Genomic DNA, 17,184 nt, shown 5'->3' on the forward strand with positions numbered 1-17,184 from the left:
GACTGAGCCCTCCGAGCTGGCAGCCGCGTAACACGGCTGCCCCTTGCTGCGTAGATGCCTATATTCCCACCTGATCGCGAGCGCGCCGCCTGAGTGTCTGGCTCACGCGACGGACAGCTCGTCTCGGAGATCCGTCATGCTGTTCATGCGCAAGACCACCGCATTGCCGAGCGCAACCGAAGCGCTGCCGGGCCGTGCACAGGCCATCCCCACCGCGACCACCCATTTCGTCAACGGCGCCAAGCTCAAGCCGCCTCATCCGGCCGGTCTCGAGCAGGCGGTGTTCGGGCTCGGCTGCTTCTGGGGCGCCGAGCGCAAGTTCTGGGAGCTTGGTGACGGCGTCCACGTGACTGCCGTCGGCTACGCCGGCGGTCACACGCCGAACCCGACCTATGAGGAAGTCTGCTCGGGCCGCACCGCTCATACCGAAGTGGTGCTGGTCGTGTTCGATCCGAATAAGATCTCCTACGACAAGCTCCTGAAGACGTTCTGGGAGAGCCACAATCCGACGCAGGGCATGCGTCAGGGCAACGATATCGGAACGCAATATCGAAGCGCGATCTACACCTATTCAGATGCACAGAAGAAAGCGGCCGAGGAATCCAAGGCGCTCTACCAGAAGGCGCTTGCTGCAAAAGGCCTTGGTGCCATCACGACCGATATCGCGCCCGCAGGCGCGTTCTACTTCGCCGAGGACTATCACCAGCAATATCTGGCGAAGAATCCGGCCGGCTATTGCGGCCTGGGCGGCACCGGTGTGTCCTGCCCGATTGGCGTCGGTGTGAGCGCGTAAGTCGGCTCCGGGCTCGCCGCACCTCTCCCGCTTGCGGGAGAGGTCGCATCGCATCGTGAGATGCAATGCGGGTGAGGGTTCTTTCCTCCAGGGGATAGTCCCTTTGGGGAGATGCCCTTTCCCCAACCCTCTCCCGCAAGCGGGAGAGGGGCGCACCGCCCTGCTTGCAGAGCAGCCTCACTCAACGCTTTATTAACCATAACCGGTGCATCACTGAAGCTGTCTCGTTTCGAGGGATAGGTCCGGTGCCGGTTGCACGCGCGTTTCGATGGTCGAACTTGGCGTCCTTGGCAGCGTCCGCCGCGCTTGCCCTTGGCGGCTGCGTGCAGACGACCGGTCCCGTCGCGGTGATGCAGCCGCGTCCCGATCTCGACTCCATGGCCTATGGCCAGCCTTACAATGCGCCGCAGCCGGTCGTCGTTGCCAACAACGGCGGTGGCGCCATCGCGGCGCTGAGCAACTCCTTTGCAGCTTCGCCCGCACCCATGCCGGTCGGCTACTCCGCGCCCATGACGGTGCGCCAAGGCGCATCCTATCATCTCGACGCCGGCGACAAGCTTCGCGTCGTCGTCTACGGCCAGGAAGGTCTCACCAACAGCTATGCGATCGACGCCGGCGGCTCCATCACCATGCCGCTGATCGGCGCGGTGCCGGCGCGCGGCCGCACCACGGCGGGGCTGGCCGGCGAGATCGCCGCGCGCCTGCGCAACGGCTACATCCGCGAGCCTTCGGTGGCGGTGGAGATCGAGACCTATCGTCCCTTCTTTATCCTCGGCGAGGTCCTCGCGCCCGGCCAGTATCCTTACGTGCCGAACATGACCGTCGAGAGTGCGGTCGCCATCGCCGGCGGCTTCTCGCCGCGCGCCAAGCGCGACATGGTCACCGTCACGCACAGCGAGAACGGCGCCTCGATGCGCGCCGTGGTGCCGCTCGGCACGCCCCTCGCCCCCGGCGACACCGTGTTCGTCGGCGAGCGCTGGTTTTAAGGTTTCAGATCGCCTGTCACCTTCGTCATTCCGCGGTCGCGCTGCGCACGCCCCGGAATGACGGCCGGAGCGAGCGTGTCCGCCTATCTCAAATGCTTCGCGAAGAACGCCATGCTGCGCGGCCAGGCGACGTCGGCGCTGGCCTTGTCGTAGCTGGCGCGCTCGTCGCAATGGAAGCCGTGCTGGGCACCCGGATAGACGAAGACCTCCACATCCGGCCGCTTCGACTTGATGGTCTCCACGTCGGTCAAGGGGATGCCGGCATCCTTCTCGCCGAAGTGCAGCTGCGTCGGCGCCTTCGGCGTCTCGTCGGCAAAGCGCACCACCGCGCCGCCGTAATAACCGATCGCGGCCTTCAGCCCCGAGAGCCGCGTTGCCGCGAGGAAGGCGATGCTGCCGCCGAGACAGAAGCCGATGATGCCGACGGGGCCGACGCTCCTCGCGGCATCGATCGCGGCTTGCGTGTCGCGCAGCATCGCGGCCCAGTCCGGATTGGCGACGAACTTGCGGGCCTCCGCAATCTCGTCGGGCGAATAGCCCGACTGGAAGTTCGGCGACGTCCGGTCGAAGATCGACGGTGCGATCGCGACATAGCCCTCCTTGGCGAGGCGGTCGCAGACCGAGCGGATGTGGTGATTGACCCCGAAGATCTCCTGGATCACCACGACGGCGCCCTTCGCGCTGCCTGCGGGATCAGCGCGATAGGCGCCGAGCTGGAAATTGTCGGAGGCCGTCAGCTTGATGTCCTGTCCCACGGGGTATCCTTCCAGTTGTTACGAACCTGTCTCTTTCCCCTCATCCTGAGGAGCGCGCACCTGCGCGCGTCTCGAAGGATGTAAGGCCGAGACGGCAGAGCCGGGCCTTCATCATCGAGACGCTTGCTGCGCAAGCTCCTCAGATGAGGGGCGGCACCTCACTCCCACATCCAGTTCTCGCCGTAATCCTCCTTCCATCCTGCCAGCCGTCCATGACGGAACTGCAGGAACAGGCGGTGGCGGTGGGGAAGCAATCCGCTGCCGCCGATGTTGCGCAGCGCGAGATAGATTTCGTTGCCGGGACGGCCACGCACATATTGAAGGGGCTGGCCGAGGGCACGCGCGGTCTCTCCGGCATCCATGCCGAAGGCGAGCGGCGTGTTGTTCGACAAGGTCGTGACGAAGGGCTGGCGCGGCGGCATGGCGCCGAACGGTTCGGCCTGCGCAGATATCGACAGCAACGTCGCGCCCGCTGCCAGTATCGCCCGCTTCATCGCCAATGCCCTTGCTTGATCGACCTATGCCGGCAAGTTCTTCAGGAAAGGCACGACCGCGTCAACAAAAGCCTGGGGCTGGTCGATGTTGACGGCGTGCCCGGCCGCGGGGATCACGACCTTTTGTGCGCCGGGGATCTTGGCCGCCATGTAGTCGGACGCCGCGAGGAACGGCGTGTCGTCGGCGCCGACCACGATCAGGGAGGGCACCTTGATTTCGGGGAGCAGCTCGATCACGCGCGCATCGCGCTGGGTCAGCATGCCGCGCGCAGCGAGCGCGAGACCCTTGGCGTCGCGATGGCTGGCGGTGGCGCGCTCGCGCGTCGCCGCCTTCAGGACATCGAGACCTTCGCGATCGAGCCTGTCGGCAGTGGCAAGTGCCCTTGCGTTCCAGGTCTCGCGTGCGTCGTCCTTCTTGAAACCGGGGCCGGTGTCGATGATCAAGAGCGCGCGGGTGCGCTCCGGATGCGCGCGGTAGAACGCCAGCGACATGTAACCGCCGAGCGAGAGTCCGCCGATGATGGCGCGCTCTGCGCCGACCGCATCGAGGATCGCCGCCATGTCGCCGACCGTGAGCGCTTCGCTGTACGCGCCGGGATCGTCGGGATAATCGGACTGGCCGTGTCCGCGCATGTCCCACAAGATCAGCCTGTGGTCTTTCGCGAGCGCCTCGATCTGCTCATGCCACATCGCCGATGTCGAGGAATAGCCATGGGTCAGCAGCAGCGGTGGCCCCTCGCCATGAACCTCGTAGTGGATTCCGACGCCGTCCCGATCGATCCTCGGCATTGCTTCCGCCCTTCTTTTCTCGCCGCGACACCGCTGGACCTTCTCCCACAAGGGAGAAGGGACGTGCCCGCGGCGGCGGTTGTACTCTAACGCGCCAAGTTACCTCAAAGAAACTGCCTCGATACGATGGCACGCATGTTCGCCAACGCTCTCTGTTGCGTCCAGTCGCTGCATCAAGCCCCGCTCTTGCAATGCACAACCTGTCCGCGCCGCGTTGCTTTCGACTCGTTCCAATTTGCATTTGCCTCCGCGCCTGAACGCGATCATTCTCGCGGGCAAGGCTGACGCCAGCCCGGTGGGCGTCCGCCGTACAAGTCGCCGCCGTAAGCGGCTTCATGCACCGGCAGGGGAAGACGCCTATGCCAACACTCACCATCAACGGGCGGAGTCTGTCCGTGGATGCGGCGAACGACACGCCGCTCCTCTGGGCGATCCGCGAGCAATTGCAGATGACCGGCACCAAGTTCGGCTGCGGTGCCGGGCTGTGCGGGGCCTGCACCGTGCACGTCAACGGCGAAGCCGTGCGCTCGTGCCAGACCATGGTCGGCGATGTCGCCGGCAAGAAGATCACCACCATCGAAGGCCTTTCCGCCAAGGGCGATCATCCCTTGCAGAAGGCGTGGATCGCCGAGCAGGTGCCGCAATGCGGCTATTGCCAGTCCGGGCAGATCATGCAGGCAGCCTCGCTGCTCGCCAGGAATCCCAACCCGACCAAGGAGGAAGTGGTCGCGCATATGGACGGCAATCTCTGCCGCTGCATGACCTATTCGCGAATCCAGAAGGCGATCATGCGCGCCGCATCCGAGATGCGTACCGCGTCCGCCACCTCCGGCGAGCGGAGGCCCACATGAACGAGCACGTGAAGAACGTCGTCCCCGCGACGACCGATCTCAGCCGCCGCTCCTTCCTGGTCGGCACCGCCGCGACCGGCCTCGTGCTCGGCTATGCCGCGCTGCCCGGCATCGATGCTGCGGCTGCCGCGGCACCGGCCAGTTTCGAGCCGAGCGTGTGGTACGCGATCTCGCCGGACGGTCTCGTCACCGTGACCTGCGGCAAGGCCGATATGGGCCAGCACATCGCCTCCACCATGGCGCAGCTCGTCTGCGAGGAGCTGGGCGCGAAATGGAGCGACATGCGCGTATCGCTCGCCTCCAACGACCCCAAGTTCAACGATCCCGTCCTGGGCGCGCAGATCACCGGCGGCAGCTGGTCGACCATGATGAATTTTGATGCCATGAGCCGCGCGGGCGCCGCCGGCCGCATGGCACTGACGGAAGGTGCGGCCGCCGCAATGGGCGTGCCGGCGTCGGAGCTCGTGGTGCGCGATTCCATGATCGTGCATCCGAAATCGAAGAAGCAGATGTCGTTCGCCGAGATCGTCAAGAGCGGCAAGGCGACCAAGACCTTCACGCCCGATGAGCTGAAGGCGATCAAGCTGAAGACGCCCGACCAATACACCATGATCGGCGTCTCGGTGCCGCAGCTTGATATTCCCTCCAAGACCAACGGCACGGCCAAGTACGGCATCGATGTGATGCTGCCCGGCATGGCCTATGGCGCGTTGGTCACGCCGCCGGTGCGGTTCGGCGCCACCGTGAAATCGGTCGACGACAGCGCGGCGAAGAAGGTGCCGGGCTTCATCAAGGCAGTCACGCTCGACGACAAGACCGGCACGACGTCGGGATGGGTCGTCGCCGTCGCCAGCACCTACGCCAACGCCAGGAAGGCGGCGCAGGCGCTGAAGATCGCCTATGACGCGGGTCCGAACGCCAAGGTGTCGAGCCAGTCACTGCTCGACGAAGCCAAGCGGCTTCAGAAGCTCGAGGATTCCGGCCAGTTCTTCGTCAAGGACGGCGATCCCAATGCAGCCTTCGGGTCGGCGGCCAAGGTGGTGGAGGCCGAGTACACCACCAGCATCAACATCCACGCGCCGCTGGAGCCGATGAACGCCACCGCGGAGTTCAGGGGCGACATCCTGCACGTCTATTCCGGCAACCAGTTCGCGACGCGCTCCGGCGCGATCGCCGCAGGTGCGGCTGGGATCGATCCGAAGTTCGTGGTCATGCATCAGCATTGGCTTGGCGGCGGCTTCGGCCGGCGTCTCGATGCCGACATGATGATTCCCGCCGTGCAGGCGGCCAAGGCGGTCGGCAAGCCGGTCAAGGTGATCTACTCGCGCGAGAACGACATGACGATGGATTTCTCGCGTCCGCTCACCTACCAGAAGGTCAAGGCCGGCGTGGACGGCGACGGCAAGCTCATTGCGATCAGCCACGACGTGGTCTCGGCCTGGCCGACCGCGCGCTGGGGAATCCCCGATTTCCTGACGCCCTCGGTCGACAAGAAGGGGCCGCTTGATTCCTTCACGGTGAACGGGGCGGACTTCTTCTACACCGTGCCCAACCATTATGTGCGCGCGATCAAGAACGAACTCGCGCACAACGCCACGCCGTCCGGCCAGCTCAGGTCGGTGGCGCCGGGCTGGACCTTCTGGGCGGTCGAAAGCATGATCGACGAGATCGCGGCCGCGACCGGCAAGGATCCGGCGCAATTCCGCATCTCGCTGCTCGACGGCGCCGGCAAGAACGACGGCGGCGCGCAGCGGCTGCGCAACACGCTGCTCGCCGCGATGGGGCTGTCGGGCTACGGCACCAGGCAATTGCCGAAAGGCGAGGGCATGGGCGTTGCCTGCGTGTCGTCGCAGGAGCGCGCCAGCGCGAGCTGGACGGCCTGCGTCGCTCATGTCGCTGTCGCGCCGTCGGGCGCGGTGACCGTGAAGAAGCTCACGGTCGCAACCGACGTCGGCACCCAGGTGCATCCCGACAACATCCGCGCCCAGGTCGAGGGCGCGGCGCTGTGGGGCCTGTCGCTGGCGATGTACGAGAAAGCGACGCTCAAGGACGGTGGCATCGAGCAGACCAATTTCGATGGCTATACGCCCTTGCGCATGAGCCAGACGCCCGAGATCGCGGTGGCCGTGATCGCCAACGGCGAGAAGGCAACCGGGGTCGGCGAGCCCGCGGTGACGGTGGTCGCCCCCGCCATCGGCAACGCCATCTTCAACGCCTCAGGCGCCCGCGTCCGGGCGCTGCCGATCACGGCAGAGGCGGTGAAGGCGAGCATGAGGGCGTAAGGCTGATGAAGGCTGCTTGAGACGATCCGCCGGAGGGCCAACCTCCGGCGGATTGTTCTTTGGCGCGGTGACAGTCCCACCCTCACTGTCATGCTCCGCGAAAGCGGGGCATCCAGTACGCCGCGGCCTTTCGGGTCCAGCCGTGCCAGCTCGGCGTATTGGGTCGCCCGGTCAAGCCGGGCGACGACAGCGGAGGGTGTGCCGAGAGCATCCAAAATTCCCCTTTGTTATCAGTGCCAGTTCTACTGTGCATGGGGTTGTTTTCGCGCCTTGGTTCGGACCCCCTGCTGCGGGACCAGAATTCCCTAAAATTGAGCACAATCCCCCAAGGTTCCATTGAGCACGCCTCTTAAGACCCGGAGAACCTGATCCGTCTTAGGCTGCTGGCAAATCCCGTCCCGTGCCTTGGGGAAGTCATGAACGCCGCAGCCAAACCCGCCGCCAAACGTCGGCTTCTTCTCGCCTCCGATCGCAGCGACGGAAGCAGCGAGCTCGCCAGCATTCTGACGGCGGTCGGCGACGTCTCCACGGTGAAGACGGAAGACATCCCCGCCCAGCCGGCGCGCGATCTCTCCGGCCTCGTCGTCGACATCAACCTGCGCTCGCCCGATAGCGTGCAGCGGGTTCGCAACAAGCTGCGCGGCGATGCCTACCGTTCGATGCCGCGGCTGTTCGTGCTCGCGGACGCCCTGCATCATGGCACCATGCAGGCCTGGGCGCTGGGGGCCACCGATACCATCTCGCGGCCGCTTCAGGCCGAGGCCATCCTGCAGCGCATTCGCGCCGCCTTCCCGGACACCGCCGCCTATGACGCGACCGATCGCGGCAAGACGCTCAACCGCGGCGTCGAGGCGGCGCACGCGGTGCTCACCAAGATGTTCGAGAAGCTGCCGCTCGGGGTGCCGCTGACCTTCGACGACGTCATTGCAGCCGAGAGCAAGATCCTGAAGGCGATCAAGCATTCCTCGCTGCGCGAATGGCTCACCACGGTCGGTTGCCACCATGTCGGCAGCTATCGTCATTGCCTGTTCGTCACCGGCTTCGCGGTCGCCTTCGCCCAGCATCTCGGCATGCGCGAGGACGACCAGCGCCGCCTGACCCGCGCCGCGCTGCTGCACGATGTCGGCAAGGCCTTCGTTCCGGCCTGGCTGCTCGACAAGCCGGGCAAGCTCACCGACGAGGAGATGGCCGAGGTCCGCCAGCATCCGCGGCGCGGCTATGAGGCGCTTGCCGAGCAAGGCGGTTTCCCGCCGGAAATGCTCGACGTCGTGCTGCATCATCACGAATTCCTCGACGGCTCCGGCTATCCGAACGGCCTGTCGTCGAACCAGATCAGCGACATCGTGCGCCTCACCACGATCGTCGATATCTACGCCGCGCTGGTGGAGAAGCGCGCCTACCGCATGCCCTTCACCCACTCTCGCGCCTTCACGATGATGGAAGGCATGGGCGGCAAGCTCGATCAGCAGCTGCTGCAGGCGTTCCGGCCGGTGGCACTGGGATCGTTCTGACAATCTAATCCGTCATTCCGGGGCGCACGAAGCGCGAACCCGGAATCTCGAGGTTCCGGGTTCGATGCTTCGCATCGCCCCGGAACGACTGTGGCTACCCCAGCATCTTCCGAAGCTCCGCCTTCGCCACCTTCTCCAGCGTGGAACGGGGCATGTCGTCGACGAGCCTGATCTCGCGCGGCACCTTGAAGTCGGCGAGGCCTGCGCGGCAGGCCGCCATCACACGATCATGCAGATCCGGCGCAGCGCCCGCGACGCCGCCCTGCGGGATGATGAAGACGACAGGCACCTCGTCCAGCATCGGATGCGTCTTCGCCACTACGGCCGCCTCGCGCACGCCAGGCACCACCGCGATCACCTGCTCGATCTCGGAGGCCGCGACGTTCTCGCCGCCGACCTTCAGCATGTCCTTGGCGCGGTCGCCGAACTTGATGAAGCCGTTCTGAAGCCGCTCGACCCGATCGCCCGTGAGGAAGAAGCCGTGCTCGTCAAAGCTCTCGCGCGTCGCCTTCTCGTTGTGCAGGTACTCGGCGAACAGCGACAGACCGGGAATACCCTTGATCGCGAGATTGCCGGTGCCGCCGACTTCCGTCGGCCGGCCGTCGTCGTCGGTGATGCGGATCTGATATTCCGGCGCGGCCCGGCCGATCGACATCGGGATGTTGGGCTGGTCGATCTCGCCGACGATGCCGTGGGTGATGGTTTCGGTCATGCCCCACCAGCCGATCATCTTGATGCCGAAGGCGGCGAAGGCCGGCGGCTCGTTGATCGCCGTGCCCCACAGCCGGAACTTGTGGTCGTTCGGGATCTCCTGCTCGAGCAGCGCTTTCATGCAGAACGGGATCGTGGAGGTCCAGGTCGCGCCGTGCTCGCGCGCGACGCTCCAGAACCGGCTGGCGGAGAAGCGCGGTTGGATCACGCAAGTCGCCCCGACCCACAGCGTCGCCAGCATGGAGTAGGCCAGCGCATTGGTGTGGAACAGCGGCAGATAGGTCTGGTGCACGTCGCTCGCATGCAGATCCTCATGCGCGGCATTGATCTTGGCGCCCCACAGCGCATTGGCATGGGTCCACAGCACCGCCTTCGGCCGCGACGTCGTTCCCGACGTGTATTGCACGCTGCACGGCGCCAGCGGATCAGTCGCGCGCCTGGGTCGGTCGGCGCTGTCGGCGAACAGGGATTCGAAACTGTCACCGCGCGAGACCGCTTGCGCCGGCGCAGCGCCTGCGTCATGCGCGATCACCGCCATCCATCGGATGTTGCGGCAGTTCTGCGCAACGAGGTCCGCATAGGACGGCTGCGTGATCGCGGCGACCGCGCCGCAATGATCGGCAAAGTACTCGATCTCGGCCGGCGCCGACCGCGTGTTGGTGGTGACCGCGATCGCCCCTAATTCGACACAGGCAAACCAGGCCAGCATCGCCTCGATGCAATTGTCGAGATGAATGAGCACGTATTGGCCCGGCTTGACGCCGCGCCTGGCCAGCCCCGCCGCGAGCGCACCGACCCGCTCGTGAAATTCGCCGTAGCTCCAGCGTCGCGCCGGCGCGTCGAACGGAGCCCAGATCAGGAACGGATGATCACGCCGGACCTCGGCGCGCAGCTTGAGCAGCCAGGGCACGTCGAGCCCGTCGAACGGGCTCACGATTCCGGCGGCGGTCTGTTGAACTGGCATGGCTCCTCCCGGTGCGGCCCTGCATCTTGCTGCGGGCTGTCTATCGATTATTGCGTCTTCCTGCCACCGGATGGCCCGGGGCGCAATCGCGGGGCACACCCTATCTCCCCCGTCATTGCGAGGAGCCCTTGCGACGAAGCAATCCAGCCTCGCTCAGCGAAGACAGTCTGGATTGCTTCGCTACGCTCGCAATGACGGTGGGTGGCGCCAGAGTGCCTCAACCCTCGTATGACGATATCTCGATCAAGCTGCCATCCGGATCGCGGCAATAGACCGAGCGCAGCGTGCCGCGGGCGCCTTGTCTCGGGCCCGGCCCGGCCTCGATCGCAACGCCATGTGCCTGCAAATGCGCCACCACCTCATCCGGTGTCGCGGAGGTGAGGAAGCACAGATCCTCGCTGCCGGTAGTCGGGTGGCCGGCGGTGAACCAGTCCACCTTGTCGGCATCGCGTTGCCGGACGTTGATCCTCTGGTTACCGAACTCGAGGAAAGTGCGCGGCGCTTTGCCGCCGCCGGGGTCGAACAGCTTGACTTCCATGCCGAGAATCTTGCGGTACCACTCAGCGGTCACCGCGACATCGCTGACATTGATCACCAGATGATCCAGGGCATGAACCTTGATCGGCATGTCTCATCCTTTCGTCATGACGCGCCCGCGCGCACTTTCCGCCCGCGGCGAGCTTTGTTACAACCGCATCGACGCGACCTTCAAGCCAATCGGCCTTCAAGAACAACACTGGGAGAACCCTCGAGATGATCACTCGCCGTACCGCGCTGGGCCTGCTTGCCGCCAGTCCGCTTGCAGCCACCCCGCTGTCGAAGGCCCTGGCCGCCGATTATCCGGCCCGTCCGGTGAAATGGGTGGTCGGCTATCCGCCGGGCGGGGCCACCGACATCCTGGCGCGGCTGATCGGCCAGCGGCTCTCGGAAAGGCTCGGCCAGCAATTCGTGGTCGAGAACAAGCCTGGCGCCGGGAACAATATCGCGACCGAATCGGTCATCAACGCCGAGCCGGACGGCTACACGCTGCAGCTGGTCAACCCCGCCAACTACATCAACGCCTCGCTCTACAAGAACCTCAAGTTCAACTTCGTGCAGGATATGGCACCGGTCGCCTCGTTCCAGCGCGTGCCGAACGTGATGACCGTGAACAAGGACGTGCCGGCGAAGACTGTCGCCGAGTTCATCGAGTACGTGAAGGCCAACCCCGGCAAGGTGAACATGGCCTCGTCCGGCAACGGCACCTCGGTGCATCTGTCCGGCGAGATGTTCATGGCCATGACCGGCTGCAAGATGCAGCACGTGCCCTATCGCGGCGCCGCTCCCGCGCTCACCGACATGCTCGCCGGCCAAGTGCAGGTGATCTTCGACAACATGCCGTCGGTCATCCAGCACGTCCGCTCCGGCGCGTTGCGCGCCATCGGCGTCACCACCACGGAACGCTCGCCGCAGCTGCCCGACGTGCAGCCGATCGCCGACACCGTGAAGGGCTACGAGGCGAGCGCGCTGTTCGGCATGGGGGCGCCGAAGAACACGCCGAAGGAGATCATCGCCAAGCTCAATGCCGAGGTCAACGCGGTGATCAAGGAGCCCGACATGGCCAAGCGTCTGGTGGAGCTCGGCGGCGAGCCGCGGGCGCAGACGCCCGAGGCGTTCGGCGCGGAGATCAAGGCCGAGACCGAGAAGTGGCGGAAGGTCGTCGAGTTCGCGGGCTTGAAGGTCGAGTAGGCCGGATAGCAACCTGGCGGCCTTGCCGGCGTTCTCCGGAGGAGACCTCATTCGTGAAGCGTCCGGCAAGGAGCACGCAGATGCGCAAGGCAATGCTCGCAATGATCGCGCTGGCTGGATTGGGAGTCGGCAGCGTCGCCGGCACCGGTCCAGCCGCGGCCTATGATTATCCCTGGTGTGCCCAGGGAAGAGGCTACGGTTACCCCGGTGAATGTGCCTACCGGACCCTGCAACAATGTCAGGCGAGCGTGTCCGGGCGGCTGCTGACCTGCGGGATCAATCCGCGCGCGGCGTACAACCAGCAGCGGCCGGTGCGCCGGCATCGGCATGATCACTACGCGCCCTATTAGGGAGGCGACTGGCTCCACGATCCGGAGAAAGTGACTTGACGCGACCTGGCAAACGGGGACGCTCTGTCCTCGTTGCACTGAAGGACGGCTCGTGAGCAGGGTTCAATGCGCTCTGGCGGCGCTGGCCGCCATCTGTCTGCCAGCCTTTGCCGGCCTTACGCCGGCCGCGGCCTGCGACTATCCCTGGTGTGCCCAGGGCGGCGAGTACGACTATCCCGGCGAATGCGCCTACAGCACCTACGAGCAATGCCAGGCCAGCGTGTCGGGCCGGCTGCTGTTCTGCGGTCGCAATCCTCGTTTCGCTTACGGGCTGAATCGGCCGCCTCAGCCGCGGCCGCACCGGCACGTGCGGGCCGTCGCGCCATACTGAGGGAATCACGGCCTACCGCTTGGCATCGGCTTGTCCCGTGCCATTGCATGAGATCAGCATTGTGTAGGCCCGGGCGTTGGCAGCGATCTCGGTGGTTTTCAGTTCGCCCTTCGGCTCTGCGGTCTGGTAGGGCACTACGGAATTGTCGAGGAAGTCACGCAGCGCGCCCGTCTTGATGGCGAAGTTGATGTTCTCGGGGATATTACCGGTCGCGACTGCAATCCGCAGATTGTCGAGTTTTCCCGTGACCACGCCGACGATCTGGCCGGTGGTGTCGAACAGCGGGCCTCCGCTGTTGCCGGGCTGCACGGGCGCGCTGATCTGCAGGAAACGCGAATCGTTCCGCATGCCACTGAGCGAACTCACGATCCCGGTGGTCACGGTGAAGTCAGAGCTCAGCAGTCCGCGGTAGGGAAAGCCGATCGCGACGACCGAGTCGCCAGAGCGTATCGAGCGGTCGCGGATTCGAGCAAAATCTCTGAACGTCGCCGTCGACGGCGCCTGCAGGAGGGCGAGATCGTTGATTGCATCGATCGATACAACGCGCAACGCAACCGCGGCCTCGCCGGTCAGATTGCCCTTGAGGTCGCTGCAGCCGTCGATCACGTGATGGTTCGTGACGACGTGTCCATTGCCGCTGACCACGAACCCAGTACCACTCCTGGACTTGCCGGACTTGCTGGCCGGCGGTGACGCCGCCTTGTCCGCCGTGGCCGCAGGCTTCGCACTGCCCTTTGCGAAATCTCCCGCCTTGTTGAGCCCATCGGCTTTCACCCGCGTGACGCAATTCGCCAGCGCAGCGACCAAGGGCGCCGTCGATGTCAGCACGAATTGGAGCGGCTTGCTGCCATTGGTCGTCACCACCATCAGGCTTGCCTTCTGGAAGGTGCGAGCGACGTTGAGGGGCAGGATGGTCGTCACCATGTTGGGTGCATTGGAGGTCGCGAACAGTCTGGCCTGCTCCTGCCCATCGAAGATGAAGTCGATGGGCGCCGTATCGCCCTTGTTGAAGCGAAAGCTGGGGCTGGCAAAGCTTAGCAGCCATGAGCCTGCCGCATTCTGCGCAACGACGAGACTCACCCCGTTGGCGTAAGGTGCCGTCGCCGCGCAATGGGAGAAGGCGCCCGTCTCATCATTGCTGAAAGCGCCGCCGATCCAGTTGCCGACATTGACGGTTCCGAACGGACCCGCCGCGTTGGCCGCGGAGACACTCACCTGCAAAACGAACGCAACCACAAACGATCTCAGCCACATACCAGCCCCCAGAACGCCCTTGGGTTCATCTTATCCGTCAGGGCGGGGTACGCGCAACCTGCAGTTGTTACTGCAATTTCGATCCGCCCGGCGCGACATTCGGCCTTGCCTTTGCTTTGCCGCGCCATATACTTTGCATTACAAAGTAACCTGCATCCCGCAATGCCGGGGGCGGAACGAGGTTTGGCATTGCCAATGCGCGATCTCGACAAGGCACTTTCCGACATCGTTGCGATCCGCAGCCAGATCGCTGCGGGCACTGCATTCCGCGGGTACGGCCCGGCGACCATGGCGGCGACCGGCGCCGTCGCGCTCATCACCGCGGTCCTGCAATTCTGGCTCTTGGATGATCCCACCGGCGAGCCGCTCGGCTTCTTTCTCGGCTGGTTCGTTGCGGCCGCGCTCTCGGCACTGATGATCGGGATCGAGATGCGCGCGCGCTCGCGCCGTCACCATTCAGGCCTTGCCGATGCCATGATCCATCAGGCGGTCGAGCAGTTCCTGCCGGCCGGCGTTGCCGGCGTGCTGCTCGCGGTCGTGATGTGGAAGTTCGCCAGCGAGACGTTGTGGCTGCTCCCGGGACTGTGGCAGATCCTGGTTTCGCTCGGCATTTTTGCCTCGATCCGCTCGTTGCCGCGCACCGTCGCGCTCGCCGGCGCCTGGTATTTCCTGTCCGGCTTCGCGGTCGTGGTGCTCGCGAGCCAAACCCACACGCTGTCGCCATGGACCATGGGGCTGCCCTTCGTGATCGGGCAGGCGGTGATGGCGGCCATTCTGCATGTCGCGTCCGGAGATGACGATGCCGAAGACTGACAGCGCGCCCTTCTCTTACGAAGGACTCGATCGCGTGATCCACGAGAAGGCGAGGCTCGGCCTGTTGACCTCGCTGATGGCGCATCCCAAGGGGCTTGCCTTCGGCGATCTCAAGCAGCTCTGCGGCCTGACCGACGGCAATCTCAGCCGGCACCTCGCCGTGCTCCAGGAGGCCGGTCTGGTCGAGGTGACCAAGGGCTACGAGGGCAACCGACCGCACACGACCTGCCGCCTGACCAAGGCCGGCCGCCGGCGCTTCCTCGACTATCTCGCCGTGCTTGAGCGGCTGGTGCGCGACGCAGCGAAAGCCGCCGGCCGCGAGGCGCCGCCGCTCGGGCGCCTCGGCATCGCATCGACCTGATCATCCCCCTTTTTTGCCCGGAGACTTTGTAATGCAAAGTGAAACAACGTCCCGCCACGAGAAGCTTCATGTCGGCATCATCATGGACGGTAACGGCAGATGGGCGACGCGGCGCGGCCTGTCGCGCGTGCGCGGCCATGAGGCGGGCGTCGAGACCATCCGCCGGATCGTCGAGGCAGCACCCAAGCAGGGCATCGGCGCACTGACGCTTTACGCGTTCTCCACCGACAATTGGCGCAGGCCGAAGGCCGAGGTCGCCGCGCTGATGACCTTGCTGCGCTTCTACCTCGCCAACGAGGTGCAGAGCCTGGTCAAGAACGGCGTGCGTCTCACCGTTATCGGCCGCCGCGATCGCTTGCCTGAGGGCATCGCCACCGCGATCACCCGCGCGGAGGAGGCCACCGCCGATGGTGGCACGCTGCATTTGCGCATCGCCGTCGATTATTCCGCGCGCGACGCCATCCTCAATGCCGCGGCAAAGGCGGCTGCGCTCACCAGCCTCACCCGCGAAGCCTTCTCCCAGCTCGTCACCGGCGAGGCCGGCCTGCGCGATGTCGATCTCATCATCCGCACGTCCGGCGAGAAGCGTCTATCGGACTTCCTGCTCTGGGAGGGTGCCTATGCCGAGCTGCACTTCACCGAGCGGATGTGGCCCGAATTCGACGCAGGTGATCTTGCCGAGGCGCTCGCCGCCTTCCATGGCCGCGAGCGCCGCTTCGGCGGCCTGCGGGCGATCGTGCCGGAGGAGGTGCCTTCGCTCTCTCGGGTGTGATGTCGCGGCCGCCGCGGCCACGTTGATTTGCCGCGTGGCACGGATCGTGCTCTAGTCTCTCGCGATGGAGTGTCCGCAGCGATGGGAGCTTCGCAAGATGCGCGCGGTTCTGGATTATTGCACCGGCGGAACGGAACGGCAGCTTGCCGCCGGCACGACAATCGTCGCAGAGGGCGGCACCACCGGCCATCTCTACGTGCTGATGCAAGGCAGGCTCGAGGTGCTCAAGGGCGAGATGGTGGTCGCCACCGTCACCGAACCCGGCGCCGTGCTGGGTGAAATGTCCGTGCTGCTCGGCCAGCCGCATACGGCAACGGTGCGAGCCTGCTCCGACGCAGTCGTCTACGAATTCGAGGATGCCGCCGCCTTCCTCGAGAGGGAGCCGGGTGTGGCGCTGCTGATCGCGAAGATGCTGGCGCAGCGCCTCAATGCCGCCAATACCTACCTCGCCGATCTCAAGCGCCAATATGCTGGCCACGGCACGCATCTGGCCATGGTCGGGGAAGTGCTTCAAAGCATGATCAACCTGCCGCCGCTTGAGGTCTCGCCAGGCTCGGATCGGCAATCCGATCCAAGAATGTGAGCCAGGCCGGAGGCGCCTCGATGGCAGCGGCGGGGCGCTGTAGCGGAGCATTCAGGTCGATCCATTGCGCCTCACCCGCCGCAAGCCAGAACGCCTTGTCCGCGTCGAGGTCCAGCACGATGTAGGTCGGGGGGCGGCCGGGTTGCAGTCCGGTGTTGAAGACCCATGTCTGGCCCAGCCGGTCGAACCACGATCCATCGCCGATGAAGGGCGATTGATGCACATGACCCGAGATCACCATGGACGGCTGATATTGCTTGATCCACTGCACCAGCTCGACGTCGCCGAAGAAGCGCTTGCCGCCCCAGCTTGTCGGCGAACCCGCCGGCGGCGCATGATGCGCCCAGATCCAGCGCTGCTTCCGGCCTGCGGCGGCATCGCGCAACTGCTCGACAAGCCGTTGCTTGACGAGCGGTCCGTCCCACCACGGGCACACCGTGAAGCTTGTGTCGCCGATGCTGAAGCTGTCGCCGTCGCAGGCAATGCCGAGCTCGCGCATCTCCGAGATCCAGCGCGATACCTTCTCGCCCTCCGCGTTGCGCCCGTCGAGGTCGTGATTGCCGGAGCAGAGGATCACGCGGGTCGTCGCGGCGAGAAGCGCAAGGTATTTCTTCACCACCAGGATTTGGGCGCGGAAATCCACGATCGAGCCGATGTCGAGCGCATCGCCGGCGAAGATCACGAGGTCGAATTGCGGCGCCGCGCTGACCAGCCAGTCGAGCTGAGGCAGCGAATAGTGCAGGTCGGCCACGACCAGGCAGCGCATTGGAGAACCGTCCGCGAGCGATCGAGAATGTCCGGGAATTTCAAACGACAC

Annotated in this window: 19 protein-coding genes; 12 read left to right on the forward strand and 7 right to left on the reverse strand. The window is 65.2% G+C overall.

Going from position 1 to position 17,184, the window contains the following annotated elements; all coding sequences use genetic code 11:
* Positions 1-136: 136 nt before the first annotated feature.
* Complete coding sequence (msrA, locus tag K408_RS0112265; protein ID WP_024338504.1) at positions 137-793, forward strand: peptide-methionine (S)-S-oxide reductase MsrA; 657 nt, start codon at positions 137-139, stop codon at positions 791-793.
* Positions 794-1,038: 245 nt separating this feature from the next.
* A complete protein-coding gene (locus tag K408_RS0112270) occupies positions 1,039-1,779 on the forward strand; it encodes a polysaccharide biosynthesis/export family protein (protein ID WP_024338503.1) in 741 nt (246 codons plus the stop codon).
* Positions 1,780-1,862: 83 nt separating this feature from the next.
* Here the strand turns inward: K408_RS0112270 and K408_RS0112275 are convergent, their stop codons facing one another.
* From K408_RS0112275 to K408_RS0112285, 3 genes are all read right to left on the reverse strand, one after another.
* Complete coding sequence (locus K408_RS0112275) at positions 1,863-2,534, reverse strand: dienelactone hydrolase family protein (RefSeq protein ID WP_024338502.1); 672 nt, start codon at positions 2,532-2,534, stop codon at positions 1,863-1,865.
* A 158-nt stretch (positions 2,535-2,692) separates the two neighbouring features.
* Positions 2,693-3,028 (reverse strand): hypothetical protein, encoded by a 336-nt coding sequence (locus tag K408_RS0112280; protein ID WP_024338501.1) that lies wholly within the window; start codon positions 3,026-3,028, stop codon positions 2,693-2,695.
* Between the two features lie 24 nt (positions 3,029-3,052).
* A complete protein-coding gene (locus tag K408_RS0112285) occupies positions 3,053-3,817 on the reverse strand; it encodes an alpha/beta fold hydrolase (protein ID WP_024338500.1) in 765 nt (254 codons plus the stop codon).
* A 359-nt stretch (positions 3,818-4,176) separates the two neighbouring features.
* On the opposite strand from K408_RS0112285, the gene K408_RS0112290 reads away from it, so the two are divergent.
* The 3 genes from K408_RS0112290 (at position 4,177) to K408_RS0112300 (ending at position 8,461) form a co-directional block, all read left to right on the forward strand.
* A complete protein-coding gene (locus K408_RS0112290) occupies positions 4,177-4,668 on the forward strand; it encodes a (2Fe-2S)-binding protein (protein ID WP_024338499.1) in 492 nt (163 codons plus the stop codon).
* A complete protein-coding gene (locus K408_RS0112295; protein ID WP_024338498.1) occupies positions 4,665-6,950 on the forward strand; it encodes a xanthine dehydrogenase family protein molybdopterin-binding subunit in 2,286 nt (761 codons plus the stop codon). Before K408_RS0112290 ends, K408_RS0112295 begins: the two co-directional genes overlap by 4 nt.
* A gap of 416 nt (positions 6,951-7,366) precedes the next feature.
* On the forward strand, positions 7,367-8,461 hold the full coding sequence (locus K408_RS0112300; RefSeq protein WP_024338497.1) for an HD-GYP domain-containing protein: 1,095 nt from the start codon (positions 7,367-7,369) through the stop codon (positions 8,459-8,461).
* 94 nt (positions 8,462-8,555) lie between these two features.
* Here K408_RS0112300 and K408_RS0112305 read toward each other — a convergent pair whose 3' ends face one another.
* Together K408_RS0112305 and K408_RS0112310 are read right to left on the reverse strand one after the other, a co-directional pair.
* On the reverse strand, positions 8,556-10,136 hold the full coding sequence (locus K408_RS0112305) for an AMP-binding protein (protein ID WP_024338496.1): 1,581 nt from the start codon (positions 10,134-10,136) through the stop codon (positions 8,556-8,558).
* Positions 10,137-10,353: 217 nt separating this feature from the next.
* Complete coding sequence (locus K408_RS0112310; RefSeq protein WP_024338495.1) at positions 10,354-10,764, reverse strand: VOC family protein; 411 nt, start codon at positions 10,762-10,764, stop codon at positions 10,354-10,356.
* Between the two features lie 125 nt (positions 10,765-10,889).
* Between K408_RS0112310 and K408_RS0112315 the strand changes: the two genes are divergently transcribed.
* The 3 genes from K408_RS0112315 to K408_RS0112325 all read left to right on the forward strand — a co-directional run bounded on the left by K408_RS0112315 (position 10,890) and on the right by K408_RS0112325 (position 12,584).
* Entirely contained in the window at positions 10,890-11,864 is a 975-nt protein-coding gene (locus tag K408_RS0112315; RefSeq protein ID WP_024338494.1) for a Bug family tripartite tricarboxylate transporter substrate binding protein, read from the forward strand.
* 80 nt (positions 11,865-11,944) lie between these two features.
* Positions 11,945-12,214, forward strand: a complete 270-nt coding sequence (locus K408_RS37975; protein ID WP_024338493.1) for a DUF3551 domain-containing protein — start codon at positions 11,945-11,947, stop codon at positions 12,212-12,214.
* Positions 12,215-12,305: 91 nt separating this feature from the next.
* Positions 12,306-12,584 (forward strand): DUF3551 domain-containing protein, encoded by a 279-nt coding sequence (locus K408_RS0112325; RefSeq protein ID WP_024338492.1) that lies wholly within the window; start codon positions 12,306-12,308, stop codon positions 12,582-12,584.
* A gap of 12 nt (positions 12,585-12,596) precedes the next feature.
* Here K408_RS0112325 and K408_RS0112330 read toward each other — a convergent pair whose 3' ends face one another.
* On the reverse strand, positions 12,597-13,838 hold the full coding sequence (locus K408_RS0112330) for a S1C family serine protease (RefSeq protein ID WP_024338491.1): 1,242 nt from the start codon (positions 13,836-13,838) through the stop codon (positions 12,597-12,599).
* A gap of 195 nt (positions 13,839-14,033) precedes the next feature.
* Here K408_RS0112330 and K408_RS0112335 point away from each other — a divergent pair, with 195 nt between their 5' ends.
* From K408_RS0112335 to K408_RS0112350, 4 genes are all read left to right on the forward strand, one after another.
* Positions 14,034-14,651 (forward strand): hypothetical protein, encoded by a 618-nt coding sequence (locus K408_RS0112335; RefSeq protein WP_024338490.1) that lies wholly within the window; start codon positions 14,034-14,036, stop codon positions 14,649-14,651.
* Entirely contained in the window at positions 14,638-15,012 is a 375-nt protein-coding gene (locus K408_RS0112340; protein ID WP_024338489.1) for a transcriptional regulator, read from the forward strand. Before K408_RS0112335 ends, K408_RS0112340 begins: the two co-directional genes overlap by 14 nt.
* A gap of 31 nt (positions 15,013-15,043) precedes the next feature.
* Positions 15,044-15,784 carry a di-trans,poly-cis-decaprenylcistransferase gene (locus K408_RS0112345; protein WP_024338488.1) on the forward strand — a complete coding sequence of 247 codons (741 nt, stop codon included), beginning with the start codon at positions 15,044-15,046 and terminating at the stop codon, positions 15,782-15,784.
* A gap of 97 nt (positions 15,785-15,881) precedes the next feature.
* Entirely contained in the window at positions 15,882-16,367 is a 486-nt protein-coding gene (locus tag K408_RS0112350; RefSeq protein WP_028145878.1) for a Crp/Fnr family transcriptional regulator, read from the forward strand.
* On the opposite strand, the gene K408_RS0112355 is transcribed toward K408_RS0112350, so the two are convergent.
* Positions 16,306-17,133, reverse strand: coding sequence for a metallophosphoesterase family protein (locus K408_RS0112355; protein ID WP_024338486.1), 828 nt, complete (start codon positions 17,131-17,133; stop codon positions 16,306-16,308). The genes K408_RS0112350 and K408_RS0112355 overlap by 62 nt on opposite strands.
* Positions 17,134-17,184 lie beyond the last annotated feature (51 nt).

This window comes from Bradyrhizobium sp. in8p8, assembly GCF_000426845.1.
In the GTDB taxonomy this organism is placed as follows: Bacteria; Pseudomonadota; Alphaproteobacteria; order Rhizobiales; family Xanthobacteraceae; genus Bradyrhizobium; species Bradyrhizobium japonicum_C.